The sequence below is a fragment of the Pseudomonas sp. GW822-FHT05A08 genome, assembly GCF_058800485.1.
The window spans coordinates 5,228,045-5,253,089 of record NZ_CM179511.1; the positions used below are offsets into that span (position 1 = coordinate 5,228,045).

28 protein-coding genes are annotated in these 25,045 nt (G+C 61.6%); 19 read left to right on the forward strand and 9 right to left on the reverse strand.

Annotation, left to right across the window (positions count from 1 at the left end; all coding sequences use genetic code 11):
• The first annotated feature begins 440 nt into the window (after positions 1–440).
• The gene (locus tag AC3RCP_RS23295; protein ID WP_009045039.1) at positions 441–719 is read left to right on the forward strand and encodes a DUF3509 domain-containing protein; all 279 of its coding nucleotides are present in this window, start codon (positions 441–443) and stop codon (positions 717–719) included.
• A gap of 99 nt (positions 720–818) precedes the next feature.
• Here AC3RCP_RS23295 and mtnC read toward each other — a convergent pair whose 3' ends face one another.
• The 5 genes from mtnC to aroC all read right to left on the reverse strand — a co-directional run bounded on the left by mtnC (position 819) and on the right by aroC (position 5,043).
• Positions 819–1,502 carry an acireductone synthase gene (gene mtnC, locus AC3RCP_RS23300; RefSeq protein ID WP_492571828.1) on the reverse strand — a complete coding sequence of 228 codons (684 nt, stop codon included), beginning with the start codon at positions 1,500–1,502 and terminating at the stop codon, positions 819–821.
• 4 nt (positions 1,503–1,506) lie between these two features.
• Positions 1,507–2,052 (reverse strand): 1,2-dihydroxy-3-keto-5-methylthiopentene dioxygenase, encoded by a 546-nt coding sequence (locus AC3RCP_RS23305; RefSeq protein WP_492571829.1) that lies wholly within the window; start codon positions 2,050–2,052, stop codon positions 1,507–1,509.
• A gap of 99 nt (positions 2,053–2,151) precedes the next feature.
• Positions 2,152–2,772 carry a methylthioribulose 1-phosphate dehydratase gene (locus tag AC3RCP_RS23310; protein ID WP_492571830.1) on the reverse strand — a complete coding sequence of 207 codons (621 nt, stop codon included), beginning with the start codon at positions 2,770–2,772 and terminating at the stop codon, positions 2,152–2,154.
• Positions 2,769–3,917: an MFS transporter gene (locus AC3RCP_RS23315; protein WP_053262212.1), complete on the reverse strand. Its 1,149-nt coding sequence runs from the start codon at positions 3,915–3,917 to the stop codon at positions 2,769–2,771. Before AC3RCP_RS23315 ends, AC3RCP_RS23310 begins: the two co-directional genes overlap by 4 nt.
• 34 nt (positions 3,918–3,951) lie before the next feature.
• Complete coding sequence (aroC, locus tag AC3RCP_RS23320) at positions 3,952–5,043, reverse strand: chorismate synthase (protein ID WP_007932265.1); 1,092 nt, start codon at positions 5,041–5,043, stop codon at positions 3,952–3,954.
• A gap of 141 nt (positions 5,044–5,184) precedes the next feature.
• Here aroC and AC3RCP_RS23325 point away from each other — a divergent pair, with 141 nt between their 5' ends.
• Together AC3RCP_RS23325 and AC3RCP_RS23330 are read left to right on the forward strand one after the other, a co-directional pair.
• On the forward strand, positions 5,185–6,138 hold the full coding sequence (locus tag AC3RCP_RS23325) for an alpha/beta hydrolase (RefSeq protein ID WP_101338761.1): 954 nt from the start codon (positions 5,185–5,187) through the stop codon (positions 6,136–6,138).
• A gap of 98 nt (positions 6,139–6,236) precedes the next feature.
• Entirely contained in the window at positions 6,237–7,025 is a 789-nt protein-coding gene (locus AC3RCP_RS23330; RefSeq protein WP_087092395.1) for a hypothetical protein, read from the forward strand.
• A 129-nt stretch (positions 7,026–7,154) separates the two neighbouring features.
• Here AC3RCP_RS23330 and prmB read toward each other — a convergent pair whose 3' ends face one another.
• Positions 7,155–8,063 carry a 50S ribosomal protein L3 N(5)-glutamine methyltransferase gene (gene prmB, locus AC3RCP_RS23335; protein ID WP_492571831.1) on the reverse strand — a complete coding sequence of 303 codons (909 nt, stop codon included), beginning with the start codon at positions 8,061–8,063 and terminating at the stop codon, positions 7,155–7,157.
• Positions 8,064–8,300: 237 nt separating this feature from the next.
• Here prmB and AC3RCP_RS23340 point away from each other — a divergent pair, with 237 nt between their 5' ends.
• From AC3RCP_RS23340 to AC3RCP_RS23360, 5 genes are all read left to right on the forward strand, one after another.
• Entirely contained in the window at positions 8,301–8,891 is a 591-nt protein-coding gene (locus AC3RCP_RS23340; RefSeq protein ID WP_053262217.1) for a cysteine hydrolase family protein, read from the forward strand.
• A 141-nt stretch (positions 8,892–9,032) separates the two neighbouring features.
• Complete coding sequence (locus AC3RCP_RS23345) at positions 9,033–9,353, forward strand: hypothetical protein (RefSeq protein ID WP_007932271.1); 321 nt, start codon at positions 9,033–9,035, stop codon at positions 9,351–9,353.
• Between the two features lie 75 nt (positions 9,354–9,428).
• Positions 9,429–9,986: a Smr/MutS family protein gene (locus AC3RCP_RS23350; protein WP_007932272.1), complete on the forward strand. Its 558-nt coding sequence runs from the start codon at positions 9,429–9,431 to the stop codon at positions 9,984–9,986.
• Positions 9,987–10,063: 77 nt separating this feature from the next.
• Positions 10,064–10,609 (forward strand): GTP cyclohydrolase I FolE, encoded by a 546-nt coding sequence (gene folE, locus AC3RCP_RS23355; RefSeq protein WP_003204506.1) that lies wholly within the window; start codon positions 10,064–10,066, stop codon positions 10,607–10,609.
• A gap of 100 nt (positions 10,610–10,709) precedes the next feature.
• Positions 10,710–11,081, forward strand: a complete 372-nt coding sequence (locus AC3RCP_RS23360; protein WP_492571832.1) for a glutathione S-transferase N-terminal domain-containing protein — start codon at positions 10,710–10,712, stop codon at positions 11,079–11,081.
• A gap of 107 nt (positions 11,082–11,188) precedes the next feature.
• Here the strand turns inward: AC3RCP_RS23360 and AC3RCP_RS23365 are convergent, their stop codons facing one another.
• Both AC3RCP_RS23365 and AC3RCP_RS23370 read right to left on the reverse strand, forming a co-directional pair.
• A complete protein-coding gene (locus AC3RCP_RS23365) occupies positions 11,189–11,791 on the reverse strand; it encodes a glutathione S-transferase family protein (RefSeq protein WP_007932276.1) in 603 nt (200 codons plus the stop codon).
• A 12-nt stretch (positions 11,792–11,803) separates the two neighbouring features.
• Entirely contained in the window at positions 11,804–12,970 is a 1,167-nt protein-coding gene (locus AC3RCP_RS23370; protein WP_007932279.1) for an aminotransferase-like domain-containing protein, read from the reverse strand.
• Positions 12,971–13,051: 81 nt separating this feature from the next.
• On the opposite strand from AC3RCP_RS23370, the gene AC3RCP_RS23375 reads away from it, so the two are divergent.
• The 3 genes from AC3RCP_RS23375 to AC3RCP_RS23385 all read left to right on the forward strand — a co-directional run bounded on the left by AC3RCP_RS23375 (position 13,052) and on the right by AC3RCP_RS23385 (position 15,855).
• Positions 13,052–13,486, forward strand: coding sequence for a MarR family transcriptional regulator (locus tag AC3RCP_RS23375; RefSeq protein WP_009045052.1), 435 nt, complete (start codon positions 13,052–13,054; stop codon positions 13,484–13,486).
• Positions 13,487–13,815: 329 nt separating this feature from the next.
• Positions 13,816–15,165 carry an NCS2 family permease gene (locus AC3RCP_RS23380; protein ID WP_492571833.1) on the forward strand — a complete coding sequence of 450 codons (1,350 nt, stop codon included), beginning with the start codon at positions 13,816–13,818 and terminating at the stop codon, positions 15,163–15,165.
• A gap of 63 nt (positions 15,166–15,228) precedes the next feature.
• Entirely contained in the window at positions 15,229–15,855 is a 627-nt protein-coding gene (locus tag AC3RCP_RS23385) for a LysE family translocator (protein ID WP_007921780.1), read from the forward strand.
• 161 nt (positions 15,856–16,016) lie between these two features.
• Here the strand turns inward: AC3RCP_RS23385 and uraH are convergent, their stop codons facing one another.
• Positions 16,017–16,370: a hydroxyisourate hydrolase gene (gene uraH, locus AC3RCP_RS23390; RefSeq protein ID WP_023966464.1), complete on the reverse strand. Its 354-nt coding sequence runs from the start codon at positions 16,368–16,370 to the stop codon at positions 16,017–16,019.
• Between the two features lie 420 nt (positions 16,371–16,790).
• On the opposite strand from uraH, the gene puuE reads away from it, so the two are divergent.
• The 8 genes from puuE to AC3RCP_RS23430 all read left to right on the forward strand — a co-directional run bounded on the left by puuE (position 16,791) and on the right by AC3RCP_RS23430 (position 24,965).
• Positions 16,791–17,717, forward strand: coding sequence for an allantoinase PuuE (gene puuE, locus AC3RCP_RS23395; RefSeq protein ID WP_063432619.1), 927 nt, complete (start codon positions 16,791–16,793; stop codon positions 17,715–17,717).
• Positions 17,714–18,229, forward strand: a complete 516-nt coding sequence (gene uraD / locus AC3RCP_RS23400; protein WP_007921783.1) for a 2-oxo-4-hydroxy-4-carboxy-5-ureidoimidazoline decarboxylase — start codon at positions 17,714–17,716, stop codon at positions 18,227–18,229. The genes puuE and uraD overlap by 4 nt, the downstream gene beginning before the upstream one ends.
• A gap of 77 nt (positions 18,230–18,306) precedes the next feature.
• Complete coding sequence (gene alc / locus AC3RCP_RS23405; RefSeq protein WP_492571834.1) at positions 18,307–19,302, forward strand: allantoicase; 996 nt, start codon at positions 18,307–18,309, stop codon at positions 19,300–19,302.
• Positions 19,303–19,452: 150 nt separating this feature from the next.
• Complete coding sequence (locus AC3RCP_RS23410) at positions 19,453–19,956, forward strand: ureidoglycolate lyase (protein ID WP_007921785.1); 504 nt, start codon at positions 19,453–19,455, stop codon at positions 19,954–19,956.
• Between the two features lie 51 nt (positions 19,957–20,007).
• A complete protein-coding gene (locus AC3RCP_RS23415) occupies positions 20,008–21,327 on the forward strand; it encodes a urate hydroxylase PuuD (RefSeq protein WP_492571835.1) in 1,320 nt (439 codons plus the stop codon).
• A 178-nt stretch (positions 21,328–21,505) separates the two neighbouring features.
• A complete protein-coding gene (locus tag AC3RCP_RS23420) occupies positions 21,506–22,864 on the forward strand; it encodes a nucleobase:cation symporter-2 family protein (RefSeq protein ID WP_101338765.1) in 1,359 nt (452 codons plus the stop codon).
• Positions 22,865–23,009: 145 nt separating this feature from the next.
• The gene (locus tag AC3RCP_RS23425) at positions 23,010–23,795 is read left to right on the forward strand and encodes an outer membrane protein OmpK (protein WP_150052544.1); all 786 of its coding nucleotides are present in this window, start codon (positions 23,010–23,012) and stop codon (positions 23,793–23,795) included.
• 384 nt (positions 23,796–24,179) lie between these two features.
• Complete coding sequence (locus tag AC3RCP_RS23430) at positions 24,180–24,965, forward strand: outer membrane protein OmpK (protein ID WP_101338767.1); 786 nt, start codon at positions 24,180–24,182, stop codon at positions 24,963–24,965.
• Positions 24,966–25,045 lie beyond the last annotated feature (80 nt).

Consider the following 25,045-nt stretch of genomic DNA (forward strand, 5'->3'; position numbering starts at 1 on the left):
TGACTGTCCATGTCGGTGAAACGTCTGATTGACCTGTACAGCCCGGAACATCAGGGCTTGGGCTTGTGCAAAGAGTCTGCGCCAAGCTTGTCGCTGGCAAAAAAATACGTCAGCGCTTCCTGGCCTGTACATGGAGTTTTTGCAAAGTTTTGTATCTCCTCCGCGCCGCCAGGTGCCTCGCGCTTGAGGGCCGGGCTTGCCGGCTGAATCTTTTGCGTGAACCGGCAGTCACAGCGTTACTCCCCTGCCCTTGCCCAGGCCCGCGATCTCGCAAAATGCAGGATGCACGATGGCCATTCATGCAAATTGCACGAGCCCGAAAACGGCGATTTTTTATAACAATCTGATTTATAACGATTTTTATAAAAAATTGAGGCTGGCACAATCGCTGCACCTATCACTCCAGGTTTGCCATTCAAGAACCAATGGAGCTGATAGACATGAGCCTGATCCAAGAAAAATTCGCTTCCCTGTTCTCCAACTACGAAGTGACCACTCAGCCACGGCCCGATGGCGGCATCCTGCTGACGCTGCGTAACAGCGAAGGTAAACAGCTCAAGCGCTCGATCTCTTATGCGCAGTTGCATGCGGGCGATCAGTTGTCGTGGGTGATCAGCGCGTTGCGTCGCGACCTGGCCGAACAGGCCAGCGAATTGCCACAGATTTCCCTGCTGCAAAGCCAGAACCGTTTTGCCCTGCCGTCGTATCACTCGCTTTAAATCCGCACCGCTGCGGATTCGCGATGATCACCGGCAACTGGATAACAGATAACCCCAATCAGGCCGTGCCAGCCTTGCGCTGACACGGCCTGATTGCTTTCAGAAACCCTGCGGATCGATATCGGCGAAGCTCGCTACATTCGCATGCCCCGCCAATACCCCGCCTTCGCGCACCAGGCCGCAGGTGGCCAGGCCGGCGGACCGGGCCGCATCCAGCTCCTGGACGATATCGGACAGAAAGAGAATCTGCCCGGGTGCACAGCCGATGGCCTGGGTAATGCGCTGGTAAGACTGCACTTCCCGTTTCGCTCCCGAGGTGGTGTCGAAGAAACCGCTGAACAGCGGCGACAGGTCCCCGGCAGCTGAGCAACCGAAAATCAGCTTCTGCGCCTGGATCGAGCCCGACGAATAGACGTACAGCCGATAGCCGGCCTGGTGCCAGCGCTGCAACGCCGCCGCCGCATCCGGGTAGACATGGCCCTTGAGCTGTCCGGCCCGGTACCCCTGCTCCCAGACCATGCCTTGCAGCGCCTTGAGTGGCGTGGACTTGCGATCTTCCGCGATCCAGCCCAGCAGAATCCCGATCACCCGCTCGACGTCCGCCGCCGGCTCGCCGCTGGCCTCGCGCACCGCCTGCAACTGCTCGGCAACGTCGGCCTGGCAGGCGTGCTTGCGCACGAAGTCCGGCAGGTGCCGCACCGCGTAGGGGAACAGCACCTCGAAGACAAAGCTCACCGCGCTGGTGGTGCCTTCGATGTCGGTGAGAATGGCCTTGATCGGCATCCGCTCAATCCTCCAGAAGCGGGAACTGGCTGGCGATATCGGAACCGGTGAAGTTGGCGACCCAGCCTTGCGGGTTGTTGAACATGCGGATCGCCACCAGGTATGGGTTCTCGCCCATGTCGAACCAGTGCGCGGTACCGGCCGGCACCGAAATCAGGTCGTTCTTCTCGCAGAGCACGGCGTACACGTAGTCGCCGATATGCAGGCTGAACAGGCCGCGGCCGGCGACGAAAAAGCGCACCTCGTCCTCGGCATGCCGGTGTTCGTCGAGGAACTTGGCGCGCAGCTCGGCCTTCTGCGGGTGATCGCCATTGAGGCTGATCACATCGACGGTGATGTAGCCGCGCTCGGTCATCAGGCGGTCGATCTGTTCCTGGTAGGCGCCTATCACTTCCTCCTGGCTGGCGCCCGGCTGGATCCTGGTGGCGGCTTGCCAGCGATCGAAACGCACGCCCTGCTCGGCCAGGGTCGCGGCGATATCGTCGAAATGGGTCAGCACCTTGTTCGGCAGGTCCGGGCTGGATTCGTGGTAAACGGACAGGCTGCTCATCTTGGCAATTCCTCGTTATCGGCAGTGCCTTCCGGCTTTTTCCAGGCCGGTCAGGCAGTGCATATCATCAGGCGCTGGCTACTTCAGTCGAAGCAAGCCTTAACGGTTTAACAGGGCGCGAGTCTGCAACTCGCACTCGAACAGAAACTCGAAGGCCTCGATCTGGCGCTGCGCGTCACTCATGCGCGCGCCCCAGGTGTAGAGGCCATGACCGCGAATCAGGTAGCCGACGCAATCGGCATGGGCGTCGAGCCAGGGCTGGATCTTGGTCGCCAGCCGGGCGATGTTCTGGTCGTTGTCGAAAATCGGCACGCGCACCCGCGACTCGTGGCTGGCAATGCCGGTAAAAGCCTTTTGCAGCTCGTAACCCTCGAACTCGATGAAGCCCTCGGCGGTCAGGCGTGACAGCACCGTGGCATTCACCGAGTGGGTATGCAACACGGCGCCGATCTGCGGGTTCCAGCGGTACAGCTGGGTGTGCAACAGGGTTTCGGCCGAGGGCTTTTTGCCCGGCTCCAGGCTGTTGCCCGACAAGTCGGTGGCCAGCACATCATCCAGGCCCAACTGGCCTTTGTGCTTGCCCGAAACCGTGAGCAATAGCGCGCTCGGCGACAGGCGAGTGGAATAGTTGCTGCTGGTGGCCGGGGACCAGCCGCGGGCATACAGAAAGCGTCCGACCTCGATGATGTCCTGTGCCAGCTGTTCGCGGGTAAGGCTCATGGCCTCTCCTCTTGCATACGTGTGGCAATGATAACGGCTGCCGCCAGCGCTGCGAGGCTTGCAATACTAAAGGTCAATGTCGCGCCCAGGGCGTTCCAGCTGTAGCCGGAATACAACGCACCCAATGCGCCGCCGGTGCCGGCCAGGGCCGCGTACAGGGCCTGGCCCTGGCCTTGCTGGCGGTCGCCGAAGCTGCGTTGCACGAAATGAATGGCCGCGGCATGAAAGCTGCCGAAGGTCGCGGCATGCAGCACCTGGGCAAACAACAGCACCCACAGATGCTCGGCAAAGGCGCCCAGCAGCAACCAGCGCAGGGCCGCCAGCAGGAAACTCGCCAGCAGCACCCGGCGTACCGAAAACCGCGAGAGAATCCAGCTCATCGCCAGGAACATCAAGACTTCGGCGACCACCCCCAGCGCCCACAACAGGCCGATCAAGCCGCGGCTATAGCCCAGGTGTTCCAGGTGCAGGGTCAGGAAGGTGTAGTAAGGACCGTGGCTCATTTGCATCAGCGCCACGCAGGCATAGAAGGCCAGGACGCCGGGGCTGCGCAGCTGGCCAAGAAAGCCCCCGGCGGCCAAGCGGCTGCCCTGGGCCGCTGGCTGGGCGTTGGGCACCCAGGCGCTGCTGAGCACGATGCCGGCCATGATCAGCACCAGCGCCGCCGGGTAGATGTCCAGGCTCAACCACTCGAACAGCCGCCCCAGCGCCACCACCGTGAGGATGAAACCGATCGAGCCCCACAGGCGGATCTGGCTGTAGCGAGCGGTCTGGCCTTGCAGGTGCGCCAGGGTGATCGCTTCGAATTGCGGCAATACCGCGTGCCAGAAGAACGCATGCAGGGCCATGACCATCGCCAGCCAGGCGTAGCTCTTGCTGACGAAAATCAGCGAAAAACTCAGCAGCGTGCAGATCGCGCCAAAACGCACGATGGCCAGGCGCCGGCCGGTGTAGTCGCCCAGCCAGCCCCAGAGGTTCGGCGCCACGCAGCGCATCAGCATGGGAATCGCCACCAGCTCGCCAATACGCGCGCTGGAAAACCCCAGGTGATCGAAATACAGCGCCAGAAACGGCGCGGTCGAACCCAGCAAGGCGAAATAGAACAGGTAGAAACTGGAGAGCCGCCAGTACGGGAGCGCCGCCACGGCCGTCAGACCGTGGCGACTGGCAGAGACGCCATTACAACTGGCCCAGCACCGGCGTGCTGACGCGCACGTCGGCATTCTGGCCACGATGACGCAGCAGGTGATCCATCAGCACGATGGCCATCATGGCTTCGGCGATCGGCGTGGCGCGGATGCCCACGCACGGGTCGTGACGGCCCTTGGTGATGACGTCCACCGGGTTGCCATCGATGTCGATCGAGCGGCCCGGGGTGGTGATGCTGGAGGTCGGCTTGAGCGCCAGGTGCGCGACGATCGGCTGGCCGGAGGAAATCCCGCCCAGGATGCCGCCGGCGTTGTTGCTGAGGAAGCCTTGCGGGGTCAGCTCGTCGCGATGCTCGGTGCCACGCTGGGCGACGCTGGCGAAACCGGCGCCGATTTCCACGCCCTTGACCGCGTTGATGCTCATCAGCGCATGGGCCAGCTCGGCGTCCAGGCGGTCGAAGATCGGCTCGCCCAGACCCGGCATCACGCCCTCGGCGACCACGGTGATCTTGGCGCCCACCGAGTCCTGATCGCGACGCAGTTGGTCCATGTAGGCTTCCAGCTCCGGCACCTTGTCCGGGTCGGGACTGAAGAAGGCGTTGTCTTCCACCGAGTCCCAGGTCTTGAACGGGATTTCGATCGGGCCCAGCTGGCTCATGTAGCCACGCACCACGATGCCCTGGCTGGCCAGGTACTTCTTGGCGATCGCCCCGGCCGCCACGCGCATGGCGGTTTCCCGCGCCGAGCTGCGACCGCCGCCGCGGTAGTCGCGGATGCCGTATTTGTGGTGGTAGGTGTAATCGGCGTGGGCCGGGCGGAACAGATCCTTGATCGCCGAGTAGTCCTTGGACTTCTGGTCGGTGTTGCGGATCAGCAGGCCGATGGAGCAGCCGGTGGTCTTGCCCTCGAACACGCCGGAGAGGATTTCGACTTCATCGGCTTCCTGGCGCTGGGTAGTGTGGCGGCTGGTGCCGGGCTTGCGCCGGTCCAGATCGCGCTGCAGATCGTCCAGCGACAGCTCAAGACCCGGTGGGCAGCCGTCGACAATGGCGACCAACGCCGGACCATGGCTTTCGCCCGCGGTGGTGACAGTGAACAGCTTGCCGTAGGTATTGCCGGACATGCAGGACGCTCCATGAAATCAGCCGAAATAACTCAATCTGGATTACTGAGCCGGGAAGTATACGCAGGCTCCCCAACTAGTTCATCCTCGAACCTTATCCGTGTCCGGAAGTCCAACCGGCACCTTCTCCATGATGGCGTGATGATGCTGCGAGTTCTTCTCTTGAGCCTTACCCTGTTCACCGGCCTGGTCCAGGCGGCCGTACTGCAACGTCCCATCAGCCTCGACACCGGCACTGGCGAGTTATACGGCTCGCTGCTGCTGCCCAAGTCCGACGCCCCGGTGCCGGTGGTCCTGGTCGTCTCCGGCTCCGGCCCCACCGACCGCAACGGCAACAATCCCGACGGTGGGCGCAACGACAGCCTCAAGCGCCTGGCCTGGGTGCTGGCCAAGCACAACATCGCCAGCGTGCGCTACGACAAGCGCGGGGTGGCCGCCAGCCTCGCCGCCACCCCGGACGAGCGCAACCTGACCCTCGACGCCTATGTCGCCGACGCCGTGGCCTGGGGCAAGAAGCTCAAGAGCGACCCGCGCCTGGGCCCGTTGATCATGCTCGGCCACAGCGAAGGCGCGCTGATCGCCACCCTGGCGGCGCCCCAGGTCGATGCGGCGGCGGTGATCTCCATCTCCGGCACCGCCCGCCCGGTGGACCAGGTGCTGCGCCAGCAACTGAGCTATCGCCTGCCGGCGCCGCTGATGCTGCGCAGCAACGAACTGCTCGACAGCCTCAAGGCCGGCCGGGTCGACACCGACGTGCCGCCGCAGTTGGAAGTGATCTTTCGCCCCAGCGTGCAGCCGTACCTGATCACCCTGTTCAGGCAAGACCCGGCCGCCGCGTTCGCCCGCCTGAAGATGCCGGCGCTGATCGTCCAGGGCAGTAATGACATCCAGGTCGGTGTCGGCGATGCGCAGATGCTCAAGGCCGCCAAGCCGGACGCCCAACTGGCGCTGATCGAAGGCATGAACCATGTCCTGCGTATCGTGCCCAACGACGTCAAGCGGCAACTGGCCTCCTACAAGGATCCGCAGCTGCCCCTGGCCTCGGAACTCGGCACCCGCATCATCAGCTTTATTGACGGACTTCACGCCCGTTGACGCGTTTTCCCCTCCAGTCCTGAAAAAAACGGCCGATAAGCCTTTGCCGGCCGTTCACTTGCCGTCGGCAAGTAGCGCTTGGACAGGATCTCGCCGTTATGACCGATACCCAGAACCCTCCCGAAACCGAGGTTGAAAACCCCGCTCCCGAAGCCGTGGCGTTGCCGTGGGCGGACGTCCATGCCGAGCATCACCGGATGCTTCGCCTGGCCCCCCTGCAAACCGATCGCGCCACGGGCGGACGGCCCCTGCGCTTTATCGAGTTCGGTTATGCCGAGCGCAGCAACAAAGAACACAGCCTGTTGCGCATGACCCTCCAACTGCCGGGCCAACGGGTGCGCAAGGAACAGAATCACCTGGATGTCTGGGTCGACCACGCGACTCGTCGGGTGCGCTTCGAGCCGGAAAACCTGCAGATCGAGCCGGCGAACCGCGGCATCGGCCGCTTTCTGCTGGCGCAGGGGGCAAGCTGGGCCCAGAAGAAATGGCCGCACTACCGCGTGGACGGTTTCGAACTGGCGAACAAGGATGCGCTGAACGAGGCCACGCGCCTGCGGCGCGATCATTTCCTGCGGGTCCAGGGTTTCGATGTGGTTTACGCCGATGCCCAGCATCTCAAGGGCAGCGTCAAGCACGTGCAGGTCGGTGAACTGCTGCCCAACTGGAACACCGAAAAGCTGCAATTCGTCGAGATCCTCGAAGCCGCGCAAATGCTGCAGCAGGCCGAGCAGAACCTCGAAGAACAGGAAGTGAAGCTGCGCAAGCACGAAGAAAAGGTCGCCAAGTACAAGCGCGAAGACACCGGGCTGCGCTTTACCATCACCTGCCTGGTAGCGTTTGCGGTGTTCCAGGCCGGGTTGCTGATCTGGATCGCGACCCACCGCTGACCCCTGGCTGCCTCTACGGACTATTGTAGGAGCGAAGCTTGCTCGCGATAGCGTCCGTCCAGGCACACCCCGGTGCCTGGATCGCGGGCAAGTCGGATCGCCGCCCGCTCGCTCCTACAGAAACGCCGATCAGACCCGGGAGTTGAACAGTGCCTGGTGCTGTCGGCACTGCTCGGCGGTGAGCATGAACACGCCATGACCGCCGCGCGCGAAGTCCAGCCAGGCGAAATCGACTTCCGGGTACAGCGCTTCGACATGAACCTGGCTGTTGCCGACCTCGACGATCAACAGGCCCTTCTCGGTCAGATGATCCGCCGCCTCGGCCAGCATGCGCCGCACCAGGTTCAAGCCATCGTCGCCACAGGCCAGGCCCAGCTCCGGTTCATGCTGGTATTCCTCGGGCATGTCGGCGAAGTCCTCGGCATCCACATACGGCGGGTTCGACACGATCAGGTCGAAACGCTGGCCCGGCAAACCCTCGAAGCCGTCACCCTGCACCGTGAACACCCGCTCATCGACGCCATGGCGCTCGATGTTCTGGTTCGCCACCTCGAGGGCTTCGAACGACAAGTCGGCCAGCACCACTTCCGCATGACGGAATTCGTAGGCGCAGGCAATGCCGATGCAGCCGGAACCGGTGCACAGATCGAGAATGCGCGTAGGCTCGGCGCCCAACCAGGGCTCGAAACGTTTTTCGATCAGCTCGCCGATCGGCGAACGCGGGATCAGCACCCGCTCGTCGACAATGAACGACAGGCCGCAGAACCAGGCCTCGCCCAGCAGGTAGGCGGTCGGTACGCGCTCTTCGATGCGCCGCTTGAGCAGACGCTGCAGGTTGACCAGTTCGTCGTCTTCCAGGGCGCAGTCCAGATAGCTGTCAGCGATTTCCCACGGCAGGTGCAAGGCACCCAGTACCAATTGGCGGGCTTCGTCCCAGGCGTTGTCGGTCCCATGGCCGAAAAACAGATCCTCCCCATGAAAGCGGCTGACAGCCCAACGGATGTGGTCGCGCAGGGTGCGCAGGCGGGAAGTGATCACGGGACAGACTCCTGAAAAAACGACTGGCGATTCTAACAGCCAAAACGTCTGAGGACGACGCATGAAAAATCTGAGTCTGCGGGGCGTTCAGGCGGTTTTCTCCACATTCGGCCCGATTCTGCATAGCCCTTGACACGGCTGTAGGCCAGCAACCACGCACCTTACGTTAGTAGCGATTCACAGAAGCGCTCCGCCAGAGGACAATGTCGCAAAAGCCCCACTCACAGGAGCCCCAGAATGTCCGTTCCAAAGACGATGTTTCAACTCAGCGGTCGTGGTTATGCAGCGGCTAATTTGAGCCACGCGACCCTTGTGATCATCGACGCCCAGAAAGAGTACCTCAGCGGCCCCCTGGCCCTGTCCGGCATGGACGCTGCGGTCGCCAACATCAAGCAACTGGTCGCTGCCGCCCGCTCCGCCGGCCGCCCGGTTGTGCATGTGCGCCACCTCGGCACCGTCGGCGGCCTGTTCGACCCCCAGGGCGAACGCGGTGAATTCATCCCCGGCCTCGAACCCCAGGGCGACGAGACCATCATCGGCAAGCTGCTGCCGAGCGCCTTCCATGGCACCGAACTGGAAAAGCGCCTGCAGGACCTGGGCTCCCTGGACCTGATCGTCTGCGGTTTCATGAGCCATTCCAGTGTCAGCACCACCGTGCGCGCGGCGAAGAACCTGGGTTTTCGCTGCACCCTGGTGGAAGACGCCTGCGCCACCCGCGACCTGCCCTACAAGGGCGGCATCCTCAGCGCCGAGCACGTGCAGCAGACCGAAATGGCCATCATGGCGGACAACTTCGCCACCCTCGCCGCCACCAAAGATCTGATCTGATCGACCTGCAATGAGCGGCGCGCCTTCAGGGGCAAGGCCGCTCATCCGTAAAAGCCTCTCATTTGCCGTAATTGCCTTAGCCTCAGGAACCACCCGGTCATCTTTCGGTCGAAGGGCCGATACCCATTGAGGAAGGTCGGAATGAAGATATCCGATGGTTTTGACGCACGTCGTCTGCGGCCCAAAGGCCCGCGGAACTGGCGTTTGCGCCTGGGCGCGGGATTCTCCGCGTTGCTGGCGACCTTCGGTGTGCTGCTGGCGATGGCCGGGGCCGCCAGCCTGTTGGGGCGCCCTCCGGCGCTGGGCGAATTGAATGCAAGTCCGGCGGGTTCCGCGGTGATTCTAGCGGTCGGTCTGTTACTGCTGTATGTCGGCGTCTGGCTGTGGCGTCGCTGCCGGCGGCGCATGCGCCAGCCGCAGACCCTGAACATGGCTCCCCACCTGATGAAGAAGCATGACTGAATCGACGGCAACACGTTTTGTCCCGCCCCTCTCCCGTCGAGTTGGGTAAACTGCTCGGTCTTCGCGGAGGCTGACATGCAAGACGACGATTTTTCCCTGTTCAAAAGCGCGATCCAAGGCGTCAAGCCGATCAAGCACGATCGCGCCGAAACCGGCAAACCCAAGGCTGACCGGGCGCAGATCGCCAAGCTGCGCCAGGCAGCCAGCGTGCGCACCGAAACCACGACCGTCGACGGGCTGTCCGATCAGTTCGTGATCGATGTCGGCCCGGAAGACGAGCTGATGTGGGCCCGCGACGGGGTTCAGGAAAGCCAGATGCGCAAGCTCAAGGTCGGCCAGATCCCTTTCGAGGGCAGCCTCGACCTGCACGGCATGAACGTGGAAAAGGCCCGGGAAACCCTCTGGGCATTCCTCGCCGAAGCCACCAAGTTCGAAATCCGCTGCGTGCGCGTCACCCACGGCAAGGCCGTGCGCCTGGACGGCAAGCGGCCGATGATCAAGAGCCACGTCAACACCTGGCTGCGCCAGCATCCCCAGGTGCTCGGCTTCACCTCGTGCCAGGCCAAACATGGCGGTGCCGGGGCGGTCTACGTGATGCTCAAACGCACCATGATGGAAGGCCGCGACGAGTAAAGCCGCTTCGTCGCGCTTGCAGCGCCCGGTCCGCCACCGTACCCTTGCCCTTTGCGTAAAATCCCACAGGTAGTTTCATGTCCCTGGAACAGAATTACACGGCGATCCTCGGCCAATTGGGCGAAGACGTCTCCCGCGAGGGCCTGCTCGACACGCCAAAACGTGCCGCCAAAGCCATGCAGTACCTCTGCCGCGGTTATGAGCAAACGCTGGAAGAAGTCACCAACGGTGCCTTGTTCAGCTCCGATAACAGCGAGATGGTGCTGGTCAAGGACATCGAGCTCTACTCGCTGTGCGAGCACCATCTGCTGCCTTTCATCGGCAAGGCTCACGTCGCCTACATTCCGAGTGGCAAGGTGCTGGGCCTGTCGAAAGTCGCGCGCATCGTCGACATGTACGCGCGCCGCCTGCAGATCCAGGAAAACCTCAGCCGCCAGATCGCCGACGCGGTCCAGCAAGTGACCGGCGCCCTGGGCGTCGCGGTGGTGATCGAGGCCAAGCACATGTGCATGATGATGCGCGGTGTGGAGAAGCAGAACTCGTCGATGATCACCTCGGTGATGCTGGGCGAGTTCCGCGAAAACGCGGCAACCCGCAGCGAGTTTCTCAGCCTGATCAAGTAAACGGCTGCCCGAAAGAACCGGCGTTCATCGCCGGTTTTTTTTCGCCTGGCAAAAATCAGGTAAGCTGCCGCCCCTTCTTTCATGGGCAAGAGGCAATATCGTGATCGTCAAAGCGCTTCGAGTCGGCCTGGGCCAGCTCATCATCTTCATCGACTTCATCACCCGCCCACGCAAGCAGCAGCGCCCCGCCGCCGCTCAAGCCCAGGTCGAACAGGCCGCCAAGGGCCTGACCCTGTACCAGTTCCACGCCTGCCCGTTCTGCGTGAAAACCCGCCGCACCCTGCACCGCCTTAACGTTCCGGTGGCCCTGCGTGACGCGAAAAACAACGAACAGGATCGCCACGCCCTGCTGGAGCAAGGCGGCAAGATCAAGGTGCCGTGCCTGCGTATCGAAGAAAACGGCCAGACCACCTGGATATACGAGTCCAAGGTGATCATCGATTATCTGGACAAGCGCTTTGCAACAGCTTGAATGGTTGGTGGCGTTCTGAAGGACGTCATCGCGCCAGAACAGCCCCCACAAGATCCAGACCATAAAAAAACCGACCCAAGGGTCGGTTTTTTGTTTCCCGCAGAGACTCAGTCGAGCATCCCGATATGCCGCGGGTGGCTTTCCACCCGCTGCATCCACGCCTGGATGCCCGGGTAGCGCGCCAGGTCGAAGCCACCTTCATGGGCGACATGGGTGTAGGCATAGAGCGCGATATCGGCAATCGAGTACTGCTCGCCCACCAGATACGGCGTGCGCGCCAACTGGTGTTCCATCACATCCAGGGCCTTGTAACCGCGTTTTTGCAGCTTCTCGTATTCGTGCTGGCGTTCTTGCGGCAACCCCAGATAGAGCTGGATGAAACGTGCCACGGCAATGTACGGCTCATGGCTGTATTGCTCGAAAAACTGCCATTGCAGCACTTGCGTGCGTAAACGCGGCTCGCTCGGCAGGAACTCGCTGCCATCGGCGAGAAAGTTGAGAATCGCGTTCGACTCCCACAGGCAGGTGCCGTCTTCCAGCTCCAGCACCGGGATCTTGCCGTTGGGGTTCTTCGCCAGAAACGCCTCGGTCTGCGTATCCCCGTTCAAGATGTCCACGGCGTGCCACTCGTAAGGCTGACCGAGCAGATTGAGCATCAGCTTGACCTTGTAGCAGTTGCCGGACCGGTAATCCCCATAAACCTTGTACATGGCCCTCTCCCCTTAGGCTGCCTGTGCAGCCTGTGCTTGACGTACCACGGTGGCCAGCCGCTTGAGACCTTCGTCCAGACGCGCCGGATCGATATGACTGAAATTCAACCGCAGGTGACCTGGATTGCGGTCCGGCTCGGAGAAGAAGGGTTCGCCCGGCATGAATGCCACGTCCTGCTCCAGCGCCGCTTTCAGCAAAGTGCGGGTGTCCAGCGGCTGTTTCAAGGTCAACCAGAAAAACAGCCCGCCCTGGGGCACCTGCCAATCGGCCAGATCGCCGAAATGACGTTGCAGGGCGGCCTGAAAACCATCGCGGCGCACCCGGTAGAAATCGCGCAATTCGCCCAGGTGCTGCTGGTACTGCTCGGTACCTATCCATTGCAGCGCCTGCCATTGGCCGACGCGGTTGGTGTGCAGGTCTGCCGATTGCTTCAACCGCAGCAGATGGGGAAACAGGTCCGGGCTGGCGATCAGGTAACCGACCCGCAACCCTGGCAGCAGGGTCTTCGACACCGTGCCGGTGTAGATCCAACTGGCCTTGCGCAGGCGCCCGACAATAGGCGTGGCGTTGCCGCCATCGAACGTCAGTTCGCGGTAAGGCTCGTCTTCGATCAGGGTCACTCCGAACTCGTCGAGCAGCGCCGCCACGGCATCGCGCTTGGCCTCGCTGTAGCGCACCGCCGAAGGATTCTGGAAGGTCGGGATCAGGTAGATGAACGCGGGACGATGCTGCTCCAGGCAGGCGCGCAATTGCGCCAGATCCGGCCCATCGGCCTGAAGCGGCACGGTCAGGCAATCGGCGCCGAACAGCTGGAAGATCTGCAGTGCCGCCAGATAAGTCGGCGCTTCCAGCATGATCTCGGTGCCCTTGTCGATGTACAGCTTGGCCGCCAGATCGAGGGTCTGCTGGGAGCCGCTGACCACCAGTACCTGGCTGGCCTCGCACGGCACGCCCAGCCCCCGGGCCTGCGCCGCCAGGGCCTCGCGCAGCTGTGGCTCGCCTTCACTCATGCCGTATTGGCCCATGGACACCGGCATCGCCTGCCAATCGACCTTCGGCAGCATCGCCTCGGCGGGCAGGCCTCCGGCGAACGACATCACTTCCGGACGCTGCGCGGCGGCAAGGATTTCACGGATCAGTGAGCTTTTAAGACGCGAAACACGTTCGGAGAAGGCCATGAGGTCACCGGTAGCAAAGGCGGAGGAAAATACGTCAAACTGCTTGACCGAAATTACGCCGACTTTCGCAGATACGTCAATATGCTTGACCTTAAAAACCAGACCACCCAACAAGCCGCCATGGAAGCCTTCTTCTTTGGTTACCAGGCGTTCACCGCCAAGGCCGACGAAATGCTCGAGCGTCGCGGCCTGAGTCGCGTGCATCAGCGCATCGTGTTTTTCATCGCCCGCTATCCAGGGCTGAGCGTGAAAGAACTGCTCACGGCACTGGGCGTGAGCAAGCAGGCGCTGAATATCCCGCTGCGCCAATTGATGGAGATGCACCTGGTCAACAGCGTTGCCTCGCAGAGTGACAAGCGCAAACGCCTGCTGGAGCTGACGGAAGACGGCGCGCGCTTTGAGCAATCGCTGCGGCGCGAGCAGGTCAAGCTGCTGCAACGGGTATTCGCCGAGGCCGGCGAGGCGGCAGTGGATGGCTGGCTGGCGGTGAACAAGGCTCTGGGCGACAACCGCTGACACCACAGCCTGCGAGCGCACAGCGGTCGTCAACCTGCATATCCGATGCTTCTGCAAGACCCGCGTCAGCCCCATTACGACCGCTGCGCGCTCGATCGCAGGCTGCGCCAGCGGCTACAGGGCATATAGCCTTTCTGGCGAACTTTTCGCACACAACCTAAAAAACATTATTTGCTTTCTTTGTATACAAAAGCATAATTCGCCACGTGCGAGTTCCTGACCTAAAGGTCAATAAAAGCCCGCAAGCCTTACATACCTCAAAGAGCCGCTGCCCACCCTCACGTGCCCGGCTCTGGAAAAAATAATAAAACTCTTGAGGAGTACTCGCTGTGGAAAGCCGCAAATCCGAAGCCCCTACGCTGGAACTCTCGCCGCCGCTGAACAGTGGCTGGCTGGAGCGCATCTTCAAACTCAGGTTGCATGGCACCACGGTGAAGACCGAGTTGATCGCCGGTCTGACGACCTTCATCACCATGGCCTACATCATCTTCGTCAACCCCAACATCATGGCCGACGCCGGCATCGACCACGGCGCGGCCTTCGTCGCCACCTGCATCGCCGCGGCCCTGGGTTGCCTGTTGATGGGGCTGTACGCCAACTGGCCGGTAGGCCTGGCGCCCGGCATGGGGCTGAACGCCTTTTTCACCTACACCGTGGTCGGAACCATGGGTTACAACTGGGAAACCGCCCTCGGTGCGGTGTTCGTCTCCGGCGTGCTGTTCATGTTCCTGACCTTCTCGCGGATCCGCGAGTGGCTGCTCAACAGCATTCCGGCCAGCCTGCGCTTCGCCATGGGCGCCGGCGTGGGTTTGTTCCTGGGGCTGATCGGCTTGAAGACCGCGGGCATCGTGGTCGATAGCCCGGCCACCCTGATCAAGCTCGGCTCCCTGCGCGAACCCGGCCCGCTGCTGGCGGCGATCTGCTTCCTGATGATTGCCGTGCTCAGTTATCACCGGGTATTCGGCGCGATCCTCATCAGCATCATCACCGTGACCCTGGCTGGCTGGGGCCTGGGCCTGGTGCACTACGAGGGCATCATGTCGGTCCCGCCGAGCCTGGCACCGACCTGGATGGCCATGGATGTGGCCGGGGTGTTCAACGTCAGCATGATCAGCGTGGTGCTGGCGTTCCTTTTCGTGCACATGTTCGATACCGCCGGCACCCTGATGGGCGTGGCCCAGCGCGCCGGCCTGGTCAACCCCGACGGCAAGATCGAGAACCTCTCCCGTGCCCTGAAGGCGGACAGCGCCTCCAGCGTATTCGGTGCGGTGGTCGGCGTTCCGCCCGTGACCAGCTACGTGGAAAGTGCCGCGGGCGTCGCCGCAGGTGGTCGGACTGGTCTTACCGCAGTGACCGTAGGTGTGCTATTTATCGCAGCCATGTTTTTCGCACCGCTAGCTGGCATGATCCCCGCTTATGCCACCGCCGGCGCGCTGATTTATGTGGCGATGCTGATGATGGGCGGCATGGCCCACATCGATTGGGAAGAGGCCACCGACAGCATCCCGGCGATCGTGACCGCGATCATGATGCCGCTGACCTTCTCGGTCGCCGACGGTATCGCCCTGGGCTTCATCACCTACGTGGCCTTGAAGGCCGGGACGGGCAAGTACAAGGAAATCTCCATCAGCCTGTGGGTGCTGTGCGCGATCTTTATCGCCAAGTTCATTTTCTTGTAGGTACATCGGTTTCAAACGGCCTCACCCCGTCGGGTGAGGCTTTTGCGCATAAGGAGAAAGGCAATGAGCGTGGAAACCTGGCTGCTGTTCAGCGGCGCGGCACTGGTGGTGATCCTGATTCCGGGCCCGCTGTCCCTGCTGATGATCAGCAACAGTCTGAATTACGGTTTGCGCCGGTCCTACCCGGCGTTTCTCGGCGGTGTGTTTGCCTCGATCTGCCTGCTGAGCGCCTCGGCCCTGGGCCTGGGCGCCCTGCTGCTGGCCTCGGAACAGCTGTTCAGCGCCCTGAAAATCGTCGGCGCGCTGTACCTGTTCTATCTCGCCTGGCAAAGCTGGCAGCAATCGCGGCAGCCATCCCATGGCGCCGAAGTGCCCGAGGCCGCACCGAAACCACGCTTTCGCGCCCTGTTCGGGCGCGCTTTTGTGCTGGGTGCCAGCAACCCGAAAGACATTCTGTTCTTCGCCGCGTTTCTGCCGCAGTTCCTCAGTGCCGAACAACCCTTCCTGCCCCAGTTGCTGATCATGATCGCCACCTGGACCGTGCTCGACCTGCTGTGCAAGCTGGCTTACGGCCTGGGCGCCCACGGTGCGGCGCGCTACCTGCGCAGCGGCAAGGGCCAGAGCTGGTTCAACCGGGTCAGCGCCGGGCTGTTCAGCGGCGCCGGTGCCGCGTCGCTGTTGAGCCGCTGAAAGCATCGCGGGCAAGCCTCGCTCCTACAGAGAGCTGCTGCAACCTGTAGGAGCGAGCTTGCTCGCGATGCCCCCATTTTCGACGGGCGAAAAAAAGCCCGCAGTGTGAGCGGGCGAAAGACCAAAGAAGCTATTTGCGCAGGCTTCGTGGGGGGAAAGTCCTAGCTTCCTCTGTAGGTCGAATAGCTGTAAGGCGAGATCAGCAGCGGTACGTGGTAATGCTCCTGCTCGGCCGAGATGCCAAAGCGCAGCACCACCACATCGAGAAACGCAGGTTCGGGCAGTTGTACGCCGCGGGCACGGTAGTAATCACCGGCATGGAATTGCAGCTGGTAAACCCCGGTGCGGTAGTCATCGCCTTGCAGCAGCGGCGCATCGCAACGGCCGTCGCTGTTGGTCAGGGCACTGGCGACCAGTTCCAGTTGCGTACCTTCGACCCGGTACAACTCGACCTTGATGGCGCTGCCTGGGCAACCATGCGCGGCATCCAACACGTGTGTAGTCAAACGTCCCATTGATTCTGCGTGTCTGTGCGCGCTCACACGTCCAGACCTCGCGCCTCCTGAAGTCAGTTGATAAGGAGACCGCACCGTTTCGGAGCACGAAAGGATGCGGCGAGGAATTTATTAAGACACTTTTCAAAAAAATTGTACACAATAAAAATCACCCATTTCCGGGTACTTCGAACAAGCCCCCGTATTCCCTTGATCAGCGGCTACACCATGAGGACAGAAGACTTTTCATCCATTAGCTGACCAACCAGGCAGGTTTCTTGCAATACCCAGGCACGAACACAATCGATGAAAAATGCAAAAAATCGGGCTTACAAACCGAATGAAAAGTTGTATACAATCAGTCCATCGCTGTGACGCCAGCCTGTCCTTCTCCCCAGGCCCCGCCACGCCACCGTTATCACGATAAGAAGGAAGACTGCAGTGAGCGCTGACTACCCACGCGACCTGATCGGTTACGGCTCCAACCCTCCTCACCCTCACTGGCCGGGCAATGCCCGCATCGCCCTGTCGTTCGTGCTCAATTACGAAGAAGGCGGCGAGCGCAATATCCTGCACGGCGACAAGGAGTCGGAAGCCTTCCTTTCGGAAATGGTCGCCGCCCAGCCCCTGCAGGGCGAACGCAACATGAGCATGGAATCGCTGTACGAGTATGGCAGCCGTGCCGGCGTCTGGCGGATCCTCAAGCTGTTCAAGGAATTCGACATTCCGCTGACCATCTTCGCCGTCGCCATGGCCGCCCAGCGCCATCCGGACGTGATCCGCGCCATGGTCGAGGCCGGCCACGAGATCTGCAGCCACGGCTACCGCTGGATCGACTACCAGTACATGGACGAAGCCCAGGAACGCGAGCATATGCTCGAGGCGATCCGCATCCTCACCGAAATCACCGGTGAGCGCCCGCTGGGCTGGTATACCGGCCGCACCGGCCCGAACACCCGGCGCCTGGTGATGGAGGAAGGCGGTTTCCTCTACGACTGCGACACCTACGACGATGACCTGCCCTACTGGGAAACCAACAACCCGACCGGCAAGGCGCACCTGGTGATCCCCTACACCCTGGACACCAACGACATGCGCTTCACCCAGGTCCAGGGCTTCAACAAGGGCGACGACTTCTACCAGTACCTCAAGGATGCCTTCGACGTGCTGTACGCCGAAGGCGCCGAGGCACCGAAGATGCTGTCCATCGGCCTGCACTGCCGCCTGATCGGCCGCCCGGCACGCCTGGCCGCCCTGAAGCGTTTTATCGAGTACGTCAAAGGTCACGATCAGGTCTGGTTCACCCGCCGAGTGGACATCGCCCGCCACTGGCAGCAAACCCATCCGTTCCCGGGGGCGGCGAAATGAGCACCTTCCAAACCCTGAAACCCTCGACCCTGAGCCGCGACGCCTTCGTCAATGCCTTCGCCGATATCTATGAACATTCGCCATGGGTCGCCGAAAAGGCCTTCGACCTGGGCCAGGATGCCTCGATCGACCGGATCGACACCCTGCACCAGCGCATGAGCGACATCCTGTTGAGCGCCGACCACCAGAGCCAGTTGGCCCTGATCAACGCTCACCCGGACCTGGCCGGCAAAGCCGCCGTCCAGGGGCAACTGACCGCGGCCAGCACTGAAGAACAGTCTGGCGCGGGTATTCACCAATGCACGGCCGAAGAGTTCCAGCGCTTCACCGAGCTGAACGACGCCTACAAGGCCAAGTTCAAGTTTCCCTTCATCATGGCGGTAAAAGGCAGCAACCGGCATCAGATCCTCGCGGCGTTCGAAGCCCGCATCCACAACTCGGTGGACACCGAATTCAGGTGCGCGCTGGCGGAGATCAACAAGATCGCCCTGTTCCGATTACTGACTCTCTAGCAAGCCTGGCCCGAGTACGAAACGTACCCAGGGCCCTGCAAGCATCCCAAGCCACTCTATAAAGGCAGACAAGAAGAATGAAAGCTTACGCCGTACCTTTCGAGAAGTTCGTCAACCTGGCCGACGCCCGCCTGGGCACCAAGATCATTTCGGTGACCGATGACTGGTTCGCTGACGCCAACCGTCTGTTCCAGCCGACCCCGGCCGTATGGAAGGAGGGCGTTTTCGATGACAACGGCAAGTGGATGGACGGCTGGGAGTCGCGCCGCAAGCGCTTCGAAGGCTACGACAGCGCGGTGATCCGCCTGGGCGTGCCTGGCCAGATCAAAGGCGTGGACATCGACACCTCATTCTTCACCGGCAACTTCCCGCCATCGGCCTCCCTGGAAGCCTGCTTCCTGGCCGAAGGCGAACCGAATGAAAACACCCAGTGGGTGGAAGTGCTGTCGGCCGTCGAGCTGCAAGGCAACAGCCACCACTACCACGAGATCAGCAACGACCAGGCGTTCAGCCACCTGCGCTTCAACATCTACCCGGATGGCGGCGTGGCCCGCCTGCGCGTGTATGGCATTCCGTTCCGCGACTGGTCGGCGGTCGGCGACAACGAGCAGATCGACCTGGCAGCCGCCCTCAACGGCGGCCGCGCCCTGGCCTGCTCCGACGAACACTTCGGCCGCATGAGCAACATCCTCAACCCGGGCCGCGGCATCAACATGGGCGATGGCTGGGAAACCGCACGCCGCCGCACGCCAGGCAATGACTGGGTGATCGTCGCCCTGGGCCATCCGGGCGAGATCGAGAAAATCATCGTCGACACCCTGCACTTCAAGGGCAACTACCCGGACAGCTGCTCGATCCAGGGCGCCTTCGTCAAGGGCGGTACCGACAGCCAGATCGAAACCCAGTCGCTGTTCTGGCGTGAACTGCTGCCGAGCCAGAAGCTGGAAATGCACGCCGAACACACCTTCGCCGAGCAGATCAAGGCCCTGGGCCCGATCACCCATATCCGCCTGAACGTGTTCCCGGACGGTGGTGTCAGCCGCTTGCGGATCCTCGGCAAGGTCGCGAAGTAATGCCGAACCTGTAGGTGTAGGAGCGAGCTTGCTCGCGATGGCGTCAGACCGGGCGATAGATGAACACCGGACAACCGCATCGCGAACAAGCTCGCTCCTACAGGACAGCACAAGACGACAACAACGAACTCACAGATTAAGAAGAACAGCATGCGCACATTGATGATCGAACCGCTGAGCAAAGAAGCCTTCGCCCCCTTCGGTGACGTGATCGAAACCGACGGCAGCGATCACTTCATGATCAACAACGGTTCGACCATGCGCTTCCATCGTCTGGCTACCGTGGAAACCGCCACGCCGGACGACAAGGCGATCATCAGCATCTTCCGCGCCGACGCGCTGGACATGCCCTTGACCGTCCGCATGCTGGAGCGCCATCCGCTGGGCAGCCAGGCTTTCATTCCGCTGCTCGGCAATCCCTTTCTGATCGTGGTCGCGCCACTTGGCGATGCACCTGTATCGGGCTTGGTCCGCGCCTTTGTCAGCAACGGCAGGCAGGGCATTAATTACCATCGCGGCGTCTGGCACCACCCGGTGCTGACGATCGAAAAGCGGGATGACTTCCTGGTGGTTGATCGCAGTGGCACAGGCAACAACTGCGATGAGCATTTCTTTGAAGAGGATGAGTGTTTGATCCTCGCCCCCCACCAATAAGAGAAGGTCTGATCACCCGAAAACAAGGGTGACAGGCGAGAGGTAAAGACTGTGGAAGCACATCTGTTGGAATGGCTCAACCTGAGCGTGCGTTGGGTTCACATGATCACTGGCGTGGCCTGGATCGGCGCGTCGTTCTACTTCGTCTGGCTGGAAAACAACCTCAATCGCGTCAACCCCAAGGACGGCCTGTCGGGCGACCTCTGGGCAATCCACGGTGGCGGCATCTATCACCTGGAAAAATACAAACTGGCCCCACCGTCCATGCCGGAAAACCTGCACTGGTTCAAGTGGGAAGCCTACTTCACCTGGATGTCGGGGATCGCCCTGCTGTGCCTGGTGTTCTACTACAACCCGATGCTCTACCTGGTAGCGCCCGGCAGCGGCCTGACCGGCCCTGAAGGCGTGGCCATCGGCATCGGTTCGCTGATCGCCGGCTGGTTTGTCTACGACTTCCTCTGCGATTCGCCCCTGGGCAAGAAACCTGCCCTGCTCGGCTTCATCCTGTTCGTACTGTTGATCGCCGCGGCCTATGGCTTCAGCAAGGTGTTCAGCGGTCGCGGCGCCTACCTGCACGTCGGCGCCATCATCGGCACCATCATGGTCGGCAACGTGTTCCGCATCATCATGCCGGCCCAGCGCGCGCTGGTGGCCGCCATCGCGGAAAACCGCACGCCGGACCCGACCCTGCCGGCCAAGGGCCTGCTGCGTTCGCGCCACAACAACTACTTCACCCTGCCCGTGCTGTTCATCATGATCAGCAACCACTTTCCGAGCACCTACGGCAGCCAGTACAACTGGTTGATCCTGGCCGGGATCGCAGTGCTGGCGGTGCTGGTGCGTCACTACTTCAACACCCGCCACGACAGCCACAAGTTCGCCTGGACCCTGCCGGTCGCCGCCCTGGGCATGATCTGCCTGGCCTACGTCACCGGCCCCGCGCAAATGGCCAACAGCCCGGAAGTGGCCAAGGCTCCAGCGAAGATCGAGTACCAGCCACTGCCGGAAACCGCCATCGGCGGCGGCGCCAAGCCTGAAACCGCAGCAACTCCAGCAGCTTCGGCGACTCCCGAAGTGGCTCCGGCACAAGCGTCCACGGCGGCCCAGGGCCCGACCTTCGACAAGGTGCATAACGTGATCCAGGAACGTTGCACCGTCTGCCACTCGGCCAAGCCCACCAGCCCGCTGTTCAGTGCCGCGCCGGCCGGCGTGATGTTCGACACCCCCGAGCAGATCAAGCTCCAGGCCCCACGCATCCAGGCCCAGGCAGTCGCCAGCCAGATCATGCCGCTGGGCAATATCACCCAGATGACCCAGCAGGAACGTGACCTGATCGGTGCCTGGATCAACCAGGGGGCACGCACCAACTAGTACCGCGATGCCCGACGACCGCTATCGCGGGCAAGCCTCGCGCCTACAGCATGTGTATTGCTTTTGTAGGAGCGAAGCTTGCTCGCGATCGACCGCCACGCGGTTGGCCTGCTGCAAAAAAGCTGTTCGCAACCACACAGCTTTCTAATCACAAGAATAAGAAGATCCGAGGTGTTGCATGTCCGCGTTAAACGAACCGCGCATCCCCGACGCACCCGCCATTGCGCGACTGCCCCTTTTGCAACTGATCCTGGTCGGGTTGCAGCATGTCCTGCTGATGTACGGAGGCGCCATCGCGGTGCCGCTGATCATCGGACAGGCCGCGGGTCTGAGTCGTGAAGAAATCGCCTTCCTGATCAATGCCGACCTGCTGGTCGCCGGCATCGCCACCCTCGTGCAATCCCTCGGCATCGGCCCCATGGGCATCCGCATGCCGGTGATGATGGGCGCCAGCTTCGCCGCGGTGGGCAGCATGGTGGCCATGGCCGGCATGCCGGGCATCGGCCTGCAGGGGATCTTTGGCGCAACCATCGCCGCCGGTTTCTTCGGCATGCTGATCGCGCCCTTCATGTCCAAGGTGGTGCGCTTCTTTCCGCCCCTGGTCACCGGCACCGTCATCACCTCCATCGGCCTGTCGCTGTTCCCGGTCGCGGTGAACTGGGCGGGCGGCGGCAGCCACAATGCCGAGTTCGGCTCCCCCATCTACCTGGCCATCGCCGCGCTGGTGCTGGGCACAATCCTGCTGGTGCACCGTTTCATGCGCGGTTTCTGGGTGAACATTTCCGTACTGATCGGCATGGGCCTGGGCTACGTGCTCTGCGGCCTGATCGGCATGGTCGACCTCAGCGGCATGGCCCAGGCACCCTGGGTGCAGGTAGTCACTCCGCTGCATTTCGGCATGCCACAGTTCCATCTGGCGCCGATTCTTTCGATGTGCCTGGTGGTGGTGATCATCTTCGTCGAGTCCACCGGGATGTTCCTCGCCCTGGGGAAAATCACCGGCCAGGAAGTCACCCCGCGCATGCTCCGCCGCGGCCTGCTGTGTGATGCCGGCGCCTCGTTTTTCGCCGGTTTCCTCAACACCTTCACCCACTCTTCGTTCGCCCAGAACATCGGCCTGGTGCAGATGACCGGCGTGCGTTGCCGCTCGGTGACCATAGTCGCCGGCGGCCTGCTGATCGTGCTGAGCCTGCTGCCCAAGGCGGCTTTCCTGGTGGCCTCGATTCCCCCGGCGGTACTGGGTGGCGCGGCTATCGCCATGTTCGGCATGGTGGCGGCGACCGGGATCAAGATCCTCCAGGAAACCGATATCGCCGACCGGCGCAATCAACTGCTGGTGGCGGTGAGCATCGGCATGGGCCTGATTCCGGTGATCCGTCCGGAATTCTTCGCCCACCTGCCCCTGTGGATGAGCCCGATCACCCACAGCGGAATCGCCATGGCCACCCTCAGTGCGCTGGCCCTGAACCTGCTGTTCAACATCCTGGGCGGCACCGAACGGGCCGCCAGCAACGCCCGACACGCCCACCAGCATTGAAGCCTGGACGGGGCGGCCCGACAGCCGCCCCTGCTTGACCGTCGATACCCGAAATACACGCACGACAGGCAGACCCGGCACCGCGCCCGGTCGCAGTCGGCGGCTGCCTGCGCCTTGACAATAAAAACAAACAGGGAGCAACACGATGAGACTTGCACACGCACGCCTGCTGCTCGGCGGCGCACTGCTGGCCACGACCCAGGTCATGGCCGGCGACCTGCTGCTGTGGCAGACCAACAGCCTGACGTACCTGTACGGCAAGAACTTCGCGATCAACCCGTCGATCCAGCAGACGGTGACCTTCGAACACGCCGATCGTTGGAAGTACGGCGACACCTTCCTGTTCGTCGACAAGATTTTCTACAACGGCGAGGAAGACCGTAACAAAGGCCCCCACGCCTTTTACGGCGAGTTCAGCCCCAGGCTGTCGTTCGGCAAGATCCTCGACCGCTCATTCGCCTTCGGCCCGGTCAAGGATGTGTTGCTGGCCATGACCTACGAATATGGCGAAGGCGACAGCGAGGCCTATCTGATCGGCCCCGGTTTCGACCTGGCCGTTGCGGGCTTCAACTATTTCACCCTGAACTTCTACCGCCGCCAGACCGAAGGCCCGCGCCCCGGCGACGGTGTCTGGCAGATCACCCCTTCCTGGTCCTACAGCATCCCGCTGGGCCGTTCGAACCTGTTGATCGACGGCTACCTGGACTGGGTGGTGGACAACGACCGGAACGACCGCGGTACCTACCACGCCAACCTGCACATCAATCCGCAGATCAAATACGACCTGGGCAAGGCCCTGCGCCTGGGCGAAAAGCAGCTGTATGTCGGTCTCGAATACAGCTACTGGAAAGACAAATACGGCATTCAGAACAGCGCCAACCTGGACACCAATCAGAACACCGCCAGCCTGCTGGTGAAGGTGCATTTCTAGAATGACCGGCAAACGTGCCCCAAAGTTGTTTCAAGTGCGCTATTGCAGAGCACTTGAGCAAGGCCGTGGGAGTCAGTATTCTCCGCGGCCGCCTGAATCCGGTGAAAAAAAAAGCCCGGATTTAAAACCTGACCGGAAAGCCAACTTATCCCGGCCTCCGGAAAGTACCAAGGCGTACCGAGTTAAAACCGAATTCACTCTCGATCGACTGTATTCGTACAGGCGCGCGGGAGTTTTTGCGCTTTTTTTTCGCCTTGGCTCAGCTCTTGCTATCAGCAACAAAGCTGACCGATCGGATGATTTTTCAGCCACTAAAAGGTGCCACACCAGAGCACCGGCTTTTAAAGAAAAACGTGGAACCACTTACTTTTTGGGAGCAACCGAATGAACCGCATCTGTAAAGGCCTGATGCTTGCCGGATCCTTGCTGGCAGGGGCCCAGGCCACCGCCGGCGACCTGCTGCAATGGCAGAACAACAGCCTGACCTACCTCTACGGCAAAGACTTCACGATCAACCCGCAGATCCAGCAAACCGTGACTTTCGAACATGCCGATGCCTGGAAGTACGGCGACAACTTCCTGTTTATCGACAAGATCTTCTACAACGGTAAAAAGGACGGCAACGTCGGCCCGAACACTTATTACGGCGAGTTCAGCCCGCGTCTTTCGTTCGGCAAGATCTTCGACCGGAAGTTGGAGTTCGGCCCGATCAAGGATGTATTGCTGGCCATGACTTACGAGTTCGGCGAAGGCGATAACGAGTCCTACCTGATCGGTCCGGGCTTCGACCTGGCAATCCCCGGGTTCGATTACTTCCAGTTGAACTTCTACAACCGCCAGACCGAAGGCAGCCGTGCCGGTGACAATGTCTGGCAGATCACCCCGGTCTGGTCCTACACCATTCCCGTGGGCCGTTCGGACATCCTGATCGACGGTTTCATCGACTGGGTGGTGGACAACGACAAAAACTCCAAAGGCGAGTATCACGCCAACCTGCACATCAACCCGCAGATCAAGTACGACCTGGGCAAGGCGCTGAAACTGGGCGACAAACAGCTGTATGTGGGTATCGAGTACGACTACTGGAAGAACAAGTACGGGGTCAAGGACACCCCCTACTTCGACACCGACCAGAACACCGCCAGCCTGCTGCTCAAGTACCACTTCTGATGCAGTGAGCGCCGTTCCCGTGCGGGTCGCGGGAACGGACTACATCGAATAAATCGATAGCAACGCGCCGATATTCGCAA

Coding starts and splice junctions, on each gene's coding strand:
- AC3RCP_RS23295 (WP_009045039.1), top strand. CDS start 441: ATGAGCCTGATCCAAGAAAAATTCGCTTCCCTGTTCTCCAACTACGAA.
- mtnC (WP_492571828.1), bottom strand. CDS start 1,502: ATGCCGATCAAGGCCATTCTCACCGACATCGAAGGCACCACCAGCGCG.
- AC3RCP_RS23305 (WP_492571829.1), bottom strand. CDS start 2,052: ATGAGCAGCCTGTCCGTTTACCACGAATCCAGCCCGGACCTGCCGAAC.
- AC3RCP_RS23310 (WP_492571830.1), bottom strand. CDS start 2,772: ATGAGCCTTACCCGCGAACAGCTGGCACAGGACATCATCGAGGTCGGA.
- aroC (WP_007932265.1), bottom strand. CDS start 5,043: ATGTCCGGCAATACCTACGGCAAGCTGTTCACTGTCACCACCGCGGGC.
- AC3RCP_RS23325 (WP_101338761.1), top strand. CDS start 5,185: ATGATGCTGCGAGTTCTTCTCTTGAGCCTTACCCTGTTCACCGGCCTG.
- AC3RCP_RS23330 (WP_087092395.1), top strand. CDS start 6,237: ATGACCGATACCCAGAACCCTCCCGAAACCGAGGTTGAAAACCCCGCT.
- AC3RCP_RS23340 (WP_053262217.1), top strand. CDS start 8,301: ATGTCCGTTCCAAAGACGATGTTTCAACTCAGCGGTCGTGGTTATGCA.
- AC3RCP_RS23345 (WP_007932271.1), top strand. CDS start 9,033: ATGAAGATATCCGATGGTTTTGACGCACGTCGTCTGCGGCCCAAAGGC.
- AC3RCP_RS23350 (WP_007932272.1), top strand. CDS start 9,429: ATGCAAGACGACGATTTTTCCCTGTTCAAAAGCGCGATCCAAGGCGTC.
- folE (WP_003204506.1), top strand. CDS start 10,064: ATGTCCCTGGAACAGAATTACACGGCGATCCTCGGCCAATTGGGCGAA.
- AC3RCP_RS23365 (WP_007932276.1), bottom strand. CDS start 11,791: ATGTACAAGGTTTATGGGGATTACCGGTCCGGCAACTGCTACAAGGTC.
- AC3RCP_RS23370 (WP_007932279.1), bottom strand. CDS start 12,970: ATGGCCTTCTCCGAACGTGTTTCGCGTCTTAAAAGCTCACTGATCCGT.
- AC3RCP_RS23375 (WP_009045052.1), top strand. CDS start 13,052: ATGCTTGACCTTAAAAACCAGACCACCCAACAAGCCGCCATGGAAGCC.
- AC3RCP_RS23385 (WP_007921780.1), top strand. CDS start 15,229: ATGAGCGTGGAAACCTGGCTGCTGTTCAGCGGCGCGGCACTGGTGGTG.
- uraH (WP_023966464.1), bottom strand. CDS start 16,370: ATGGGACGTTTGACTACACACGTGTTGGATGCCGCGCATGGTTGCCCA.
- uraD (WP_007921783.1), top strand. CDS start 17,714: ATGAGCACCTTCCAAACCCTGAAACCCTCGACCCTGAGCCGCGACGCC.
- alc (WP_492571834.1), top strand. CDS start 18,307: ATGAAAGCTTACGCCGTACCTTTCGAGAAGTTCGTCAACCTGGCCGAC.
- AC3RCP_RS23410 (WP_007921785.1), top strand. CDS start 19,453: ATGCGCACATTGATGATCGAACCGCTGAGCAAAGAAGCCTTCGCCCCC.
- AC3RCP_RS23420 (WP_101338765.1), top strand. CDS start 21,506: ATGTCCGCGTTAAACGAACCGCGCATCCCCGACGCACCCGCCATTGCG.
- AC3RCP_RS23425 (WP_150052544.1), top strand. CDS start 23,010: ATGAGACTTGCACACGCACGCCTGCTGCTCGGCGGCGCACTGCTGGCC.
- AC3RCP_RS23430 (WP_101338767.1), top strand. CDS start 24,180: ATGAACCGCATCTGTAAAGGCCTGATGCTTGCCGGATCCTTGCTGGCA.